General features: G+C 61.8%; 1 protein-coding gene. It reads left to right on the forward strand.

The window, feature by feature from the left end; translation table 11 throughout:
* A partial coding sequence (locus AB3X86_RS38300; protein WP_368599908.1) for an IS3 family transposase occupies positions 1-796 on the forward strand: 796 nt, incomplete at both ends.

The following is a 796-nucleotide window of genomic DNA, read 5'->3' on the forward strand; positions in this document are numbered from 1 at the left end:
AGCCGATCTGCAGGGTACTGCCAATCGCGCCGTCGACGTACTACACGCATGTGGCCCGCCGCGCCCATCCTGAGCTGGTGCCGGCGCGGGCCCAGCGCGACAGGATGCTCAAGGATGAGATCCGGCGGGTATGGGAAGAAAACTTCCAGGTCTATGGCGTAGACAAGGTCTGGACGCAATTGAAGCGCGAAGGCATTGTCGTGGCGCGCTGCACGGTCGAGCGGCTGATGAAGCAGATGGGCCTGCGCGGTGTGGTGCGGGGCAAGACGGTCCGCACCACAGTGAGCGATGGTTCGACGCCGTGCCCGAAGGATCTCGTGAACCGGCAATTCACGGCCGAGCGGCCCAATGCGCTATGGGTGTCAGATTTTACCTATGTATCGAGCTGGCAGGGCTTCGTCTATGTCGCGTTCATCATAGACGTGTTCGCCCGACGCATTGTCGGCTGGCGTGTGTCGAGCTCGGCGCGCACGGACTTCGTTCTGGACGCACTGGAACAGGCCTTGTACGAGCGACAGCCGGCGCAGCAGGACGGGCTGATCCATCACAGCGACCGCGGCGTGCAATACGTATCGATCCGCTATACGGATCGGTTGGTCGAGGCTGGCATCGAGCCGTCAGTGGGCAGCGTGGGCGACTCCTACGATAACGCACTGGCTGAAACGATCAACGGCTTGTACAAGGCAGAGGTGATCCATCACCTCGGACCGTGGCGCAATCTGCAGGCCGTTGAAATGGCGACGCTCGAATGGGTGGACTGGTTCAACAATCGTCGGCTCTTCGGCCCCATCGGCAA

The sequence above is a fragment of the Paraburkholderia sp. BR14374 genome (assembly GCF_040948685.1).
Taxonomy (GTDB): domain Bacteria; phylum Pseudomonadota; class Gammaproteobacteria; order Burkholderiales; family Burkholderiaceae; genus Paraburkholderia; species Paraburkholderia youngii.